The organism is Moorena sp. SIO3B2 (genome assembly GCF_010692525.1).
Lineage (GTDB): Bacteria > Cyanobacteriota > Cyanobacteriia > Cyanobacteriales > Coleofasciculaceae > Moorena > Moorena producens.
In genome coordinates, this window is the sequence record NZ_JAAHHE010000340.1 from 1 (window position 1) to 6,345 (window position 6,345).

Genomic DNA, 6,345 nt, shown 5'->3' on the forward strand with positions numbered 1-6,345 from the left:
CCGTGGCTACTGACTACATTTTGTTTATACATGGTGTCAATACTCGCCAAGATCGAGAAACACCCCAATACGCTGACAAGCTTTTCGATCTGATTCAAAATAATGTTGAGTCATCCGTTCAACTCAAAAAGATCCCTCTGTACTGGGGGAATGTGGTAATTGAGCAGGAGAAGGAACTAGTAGCAGCATTGAATGCATCGAAGGTGTGGAATGAATTCTGGTTCAGAGACTTCCGTGAAAAGCAAATCTTACAATTCGTTGGAGACGGGGCTCTCTACCTCAGCAGACATGTTAGCTCTCTGGCTATTGAGCAGATGAGTAAACAAGCCTATCAGGGATTGGAAGGATACCAAGATCAGGATCGTTTGCACCTAGTTACTCACAGTTGGGGAACGATTATCCTATTTGATGTGTTGTTTGCTAGTCGATGGGATGACCCAAGTATACCTGGTCATCAGAGTATTCAGGAGATTCGCAAAAGCATTTTGGGCATCGAATCGGAGCAAGACAGTGCTATTCCTCTGGCTAGTGTTCATACCATGGGTTCACCGATTGCCCTATTTACTCTGATCCATATTGTTGGCAACACCAGAGAGGGGAGTACCCATGATATTAGTTCCAAACTAAAGGAATTACTGGGAAGTCTGACTCAACAAGGAGTGGCGTTACCCTGGCAAAACTTTGTACATCCGGGGGATCCCATTGCTTGGCCCCTAGAAGGAGTGTTACCCAAATTAGTAGATGAGTATGACAAAGTGATCAAACTTGAAGATGTACTTACCTACGGTTCTGGATTATTAGAAAATGTCGCTAAACCGATACAATCGACATTTTTAGCATTAATCAATGGTGGCAGTGCTCACGACAGCTACTGGACTAGTGAAAAGGTGGCTAAAAAAATTGCAGAGACGATTCACCAGACAGCTAGGGGCTCCTATATTTTGGGCCCATCCATAACGCGCTGATGGCTAAGGCTCAGGGAAAATTACCGATTACCGGTTACCGATTTGCGATTTGCGATTTCCGATTACCGGTAAATTTCCCGTTTTAGGGGTCTTGTTCATCCTCTTGATAGACTATCAAGTCCCCTGGTTGGCACTTGAGTGCTTTGCACAGAGAGTTGAGTATATCTTCGTCAATTCTAGGTAGACGGCGATGCCGTTTGAGCCTGGAAACGGAGTTAGGATGCTTTCCAATTATCTCAGCTAGGTCTTTGTTGCTGATGTTGCGCTCAGCCATGACTACTGCCAATTTCCAGTGAATTACCACTTTAGTGTTTAACCTCTTACCATACTAAACGGTCGTTACGTTTGATTGTAACCGCTCGCAGCATGAATTGTTGAAAATAATACTTCTCTAATTTTTTTTTAAACTCAAAGTGTTGACAAACTGGCCAAGATAGGATATACTATAAAAGTACGCAGTTACAGTGATTGGCAATTCCCTCGCCAGCACAAAGCGATCGCACTCTATGGCTCGACAACCTCTGTGCGATCGCTATTCCACCACCAAAGAAACAAGGTGATATATACATGGTAAACCCACGTTCCTGTCTTGATGCAGTCGCTCATGGGGGAAACCCCCAAGACCGCGCTGCATCGCTTCCAGAGCTCATCAAAGCTCCGATCTATGATGTCCCTCAGGGCAAAACCCCAGTCCGCCTCCTCGCCTGTGGTGTACCCAAAGGTGTTGAGAGTGTGATTAACCAATTGCACGTGCTTCGCTTTGCCGAAGTCATAGCGTGGACCCCGCCGATTCCTTCCCCTGTCGAGGGTGAGATCATTCGGATTCTGACTCGCTATGTTAATTTGAGGCGATAGGTTTAGGGTAAGCGTTCAGCTATCAGCTATCAGCTGTCAGCTCTCAGCTAAGCTAATAGCGATCAGCTATTAGCTTATGGGTTAGGTCACAGGCTGGAAGCCTGTGCCACCCTACTTGAGCTGCTTTTGAATAAAATAAGCTGACCACTGACCCCTGACCACTGACCCCTGACCACTGACCGCTGACCGCTTACTGGTCTTGAAAATTTTCTGCATAACTATTGGTGATTACCCCGATAAGTCTATAGATACTTAGAAATCAGCTATTAGCACTCAGCATTCAGCAGGTAGTGCCTTAGCTGAATCCTTACCTTGTTAACCTTTAGAATCGGGTGTTAATCGATGTCACAGAAAAACAATACCGTTACTGGTGATCAGGCCAAACCAATTATTGTTGATACTTACCGATATCAGTCCGAATACTACCATAACCGTCACCCATTAACCAATCATCAAAGGCCAACCATTAACCGTCAAGGCTCAACCATTAACCGTCACCCAATTTCCGTCAACCGTGAAGAGCAAACCATTAACCGTCAGCCATTTATTGGTGATCCTAATGTGTTTTGGTTTTCAGAAATGGGCAGTGAGTGGAGTGCGACCATTAGAGAGGCGTGCTGGGAAACTATTAAAGAACCGATTGAAGAACAGGAGGATTTATCTCAGGATAAGAAAGGTGCTTCTACAATTGTATCAGCTTTGGCTTTATTGGGGATAATTGCTTTGGCTGTTATTTAAATAATACATGAAAATCCTAATTGTTACCGTTACGGGAATTTATCATCTGCTCTAGAAGAGCACTAACATCTTTATATTCCTGAGCGATGATATCATCTTCCGGCAGGTTTTCAATGTCGAAGTTATTCTCCAGTCTTTGCTGAATTTCTTCCAACTTTTCAATTCCCTTACGAACTCCTGGCTCTCCGCTTAGAGCTAATACGTCTTGAGCATATCTACGAGTTATTTCACTAAAGAGTTCTTCAAATTCTTTGTTTCCTTGATAGTTGTTTTGATTTTGCTCAAATAGATTGATAGCTTTTTCTAAGCTGTATAAATCTCTGTATTTTATAAGTTTATAAATTGTCAATAAAACTTTAACTTGAGCTTCAATACTAAAACTAAATATATATCCAACAATAGGTCTAAACCTATCAGTTAGACTTATTATTGCTGGAGACTCTAGTAATTTTAGCCAATCTGAGATTGACTGAGGTCTTCGCTGTTGATCTAGTTCCATACCTCTGAGAATTGCTATTCTCAATTTTTTGTTGGTGACGAAGTTTTCCACATCTTGTTTTTGAGGGTCTTTTCTATATCTTTTTAATTCATGTTCCCGGTCTCTGCTACTAACTGGTTGGCGTCCGGTTAACAAGAAATAGAAGGTGGCGGATAAGGCATAGATATCAAGTGGTGGGCCTGCTTTAAAGCGGCGTAGTTGTTGCTCGGGTGGAGCATAACGTTCCGACCATTGTCGCGTTAGCTCTATTGTCCGGTCAGGAACAAATTCCCGGGAGATCCCAAAATCAATCAGTATTGCTTCTTCAGTTCCATGTCTTACCATAATATTACTAGGCTTGACATCTCTATGAATCAACTTAACCTTATGCATTGCTGTCAAGGCATCGGCAACTTGCTGAATATATTTGATGGCTTGTTCCTCTGGAATTCCATTCCCTGGTTGAGTGAGTCTGTGTAGGTTCTCTCCTTCGATATAGTCCATCACGATGCAAGGACGATATATTGTTGGTTCATAGAAGTACTCTATGAATTTAACAATATGGTTATGGTTAAATTGGTTGAGTCGCTGCGCTTCATCTTTAAATTTTTTTTCTCTTTCGCTTCGTTGATTATCGGGTAGTTCTTCTCTTCCAATTTTTATGGCAACAATCTCTTCCTGACCATCGGGTAAGTGACGAGTAGCTTGGTAAGTCGTTCCAAAGCCTCCCTTTCCTAATTCACGTTGGATGGTATAGTCGCCGTCTTTAATAGAATCTCCTGGTTCTAAGCTTATCATTGGGTTATTTTAATTGAATTAATTGCTTTAGCTAATTTTATAGCTTGGTGGATGATTAGCGTTTTTTAACTTTAGGGTAGGACGCAGGGTAGACGCATCTTATTTTGAAATGCCTACTGGATATGAGATTCATAGGATAGGTAGTTTTGCTGATTAATTTTTGCTGATTAATTTTGAAATTTTTGTCTTGATGCAGTAGCGACTGGTGGAAACCCCCTGATTAAAGCGCTGCATTGCTTCTGAGTAAGGCTTCTATAATTTTAGATGCGTTTGCCCTGAGTGAAATACATAAATAGTTAGACCATAACAACCATCTTTTGTGGCTGTTCGGTATTACCCTAGGGTCTAAGATACTGCTCCAGCTAGATCAGCTTAGCTTAGGACAAAATAAGTTAACTTGAAATCATCTCTAAATCATCAGGTGCCTTGGGAGTATGTCACTTATAGCATTTCTCAATTGGTTGAGGTGCTTTTGTGGTGGGTTAATCGGAGCAGAGACTTCGTAACACAGAGTAGGGATGCAGCCCTATGCTGAGGGTTTCACCCTTTGGCCGACTGCATCAAGACACTGATTGTCCCTCATAAGAACGAAAAACTCTATATATAGTTGATTTTTTAGCCAACTTTGACCTGCTCCCGATGCCCTTCAGGAGCTATCCCTTGTTAAGCAGGACAAATTCCCAGGCATTCTGATGGCTAGAGCGCCACCTGCAAAATTCCACCCAAGGTACCCATCCCCCAATCTATAAGGGGGTAACAGCTGCAATACCCTTTCACCAAATTATGGGGCGCGGGCGCAGGGGGGGATACTATTTTGCTTATAGCATATTATAACAATACGCACTCATGTATTGACCAATTCAAATAAGCCAAAAGTGCTAAAACCAATCTCAACGGGAAGTTGCTCATGGGAAACCACGGCAGTTGCTCATGGTGGCAATGCCTTTTGCCAAAGCTGTATAGCTATTCCGAAGTTACCTACTCCCTACTCCCTACTCCCGCGCAACCTAGGACGAAATTACCTCTCTCAATTAAGACCTGCTATATACTGCAAATAAGATCAGGACTTTTAGTAAATAAGGATACAGGTGATTGGCTTATTAAACAAGCGTCTAAGGAATGTCTGGCTTCGTGTAGTGGTTCCCAAAAGCGAAAAGTATCTAAGCAATATCTGGCTTCGTGTAGTGCTTTCCTTCATTATTGCTTACTTCTTTCTAGTGGGATTAAGTGTATTGGAGCAAAAAATAACTAAAACGTTATTCGAACCAAAAACAACTGAAACGTCATTGGAGCCAAAGACAACTGAAACCGAACAAGTTTGCTCACCTCAAGATTCAGACGGGTTTTGTTTGGTAAAGCAACTATTGTTCGTCTCTAAAGTGCAAAATCTTGAAGGTTTCGCTCTTTTATTTGGAGCGTCTCTTTACATGCTTGAAGGTCTAGAGCGCAGAAAAAGGATAATCTATGAGGCATGGCAAATTGTCGATAATGCCGCAGGAGCAGGAGTAGCTACTAGTCATGCCAGAGTAAAAGCCCTTGAGGTTTTGAACAACTATGGTGTTTCCATGAGGGGGCTGGATGCCCCAAATGCCGATTTGATTGACATTGACTTGGCGAATGCTATACTTCATCAAGCTAGTCTCAATGACGCTGAACTTACTGGAGCTAATCTTACGGGAGCTGATCTAACTAAAGCCAATCTTGCGAGAGCTAACCTTAATACAGCCAAGCTTAGTAAAGCATTGCTAATTAGAGCGAACCTCAGTAAAACCAACCTGAGTATTACTGAGCTCAGGAATGCTGATCTCAGGAATGCTGATCTCAGTGGTGCCAACTTCATGGGTGCGGATCTCACTGGTGCAGACCTCACTAGTGCGAACCTGACTGGTTCAGATTTCAGATATGCAAAGCTCAATGGTGCAAACCTCAAACATGCGGACCTCAGTGGTGCAGATCTCACAGATGCAAACCTTAATGGTATGGACTTGACTGGTGCAGATCTAACTAGTGCTAACCTTGAAGGCATCTCTTGGAATCGACAGACGAAGTGGAAAAATGCTACAGGTTTGGACAAAGCCGAGAATATGCCCGATGCGTTGCGACAACAGCTTGGTCTGTGATCGGGAATAGGGAAATTTATGGGAAGTATGTGGTGAGATCGGGTAATTATGGGTCGATTATGTGGGGTTGCTGAATTAAGGAATGAATCCGCGATCATCTGGTTTTCTTAAAGCCCCCGTGGGTCCCCCAACTTTGCGGTGCGACCCAAGGGCGATTTACTCGCCCTAGGAGGCGCGCACCGGAAGGGACTTTTAGAGTTTTTTTCCCCCCAGAATTGGGGGGCTAGGGGGGCGAAACCATACTCAGAATCAGCAACGCCGATTATGTTACAACCCTAGAAGAAATTTCAGTGCGATCGCTTCCAGTTTCACTCCCGTCAAAATCATATCTAGTCCCAGAGCCACCTGCATCACCCCAAACACAAAACCAAGCACTCTTAGAGTGACGGGT

The 6,345-nt window shown here is 43.2% G+C and carries 8 protein-coding genes; 5 read left to right on the forward strand and 3 right to left on the reverse strand.

What is annotated here, in order from left to right; all coding sequences use genetic code 11:
- Positions 1–965 (forward strand): hypothetical protein (locus tag F6K38_RS33005; protein WP_287359323.1); only part of this gene is annotated, 965 nt, incomplete at its 5' end.
- Positions 966–1,047: 82 nt separating this feature from the next.
- On the opposite strand, the gene F6K38_RS33010 is transcribed toward F6K38_RS33005, so the two are convergent.
- The gene (locus F6K38_RS33010) at positions 1,048–1,269 is read right to left on the reverse strand and encodes a helix-turn-helix domain-containing protein (RefSeq protein ID WP_008188939.1); all 222 of its coding nucleotides are present in this window, start codon (positions 1,267–1,269) and stop codon (positions 1,048–1,050) included.
- Positions 1,270–1,433: 164 nt separating this feature from the next.
- Between F6K38_RS33010 and F6K38_RS33015 the strand changes: the two genes are divergently transcribed.
- Positions 1,434–1,820 carry a hypothetical protein gene (locus F6K38_RS33015; protein ID WP_008188938.1) on the forward strand — a complete coding sequence of 129 codons (387 nt, stop codon included), beginning with the start codon at positions 1,434–1,436 and terminating at the stop codon, positions 1,818–1,820.
- A gap of 342 nt (positions 1,821–2,162) precedes the next feature.
- On the forward strand, positions 2,163–2,558 hold the full coding sequence (locus F6K38_RS33020; protein WP_008188937.1) for a hypothetical protein: 396 nt from the start codon (positions 2,163–2,165) through the stop codon (positions 2,556–2,558).
- Positions 2,559–2,574: 16 nt separating this feature from the next.
- On the opposite strand, the gene F6K38_RS33025 is transcribed toward F6K38_RS33020, so the two are convergent.
- Positions 2,575–3,834: a serine/threonine protein kinase gene (locus F6K38_RS33025; protein ID WP_008188935.1), complete on the reverse strand. Its 1,260-nt coding sequence runs from the start codon at positions 3,832–3,834 to the stop codon at positions 2,575–2,577.
- An 875-nt stretch (positions 3,835–4,709) separates the two neighbouring features.
- Here F6K38_RS33025 and F6K38_RS33030 point away from each other — a divergent pair.
- Positions 4,710–4,892 carry a hypothetical protein gene (locus F6K38_RS33030; RefSeq protein WP_161603195.1) on the forward strand — a complete coding sequence of 61 codons (183 nt, stop codon included), beginning with the start codon at positions 4,710–4,712 and terminating at the stop codon, positions 4,890–4,892.
- Positions 4,893–4,922: 30 nt separating this feature from the next.
- Complete coding sequence (locus F6K38_RS33035; protein ID WP_008188934.1) at positions 4,923–5,954, forward strand: pentapeptide repeat-containing protein; 1,032 nt, start codon at positions 4,923–4,925, stop codon at positions 5,952–5,954.
- Positions 5,955–6,216: 262 nt separating this feature from the next.
- Here F6K38_RS33035 and F6K38_RS43690 read toward each other — a convergent pair.
- Positions 6,217–6,345 (reverse strand): peptidase inhibitor family I36 protein (locus F6K38_RS43690; RefSeq protein ID WP_353737244.1); only part of this gene is annotated, 129 nt, incomplete at its 5' end.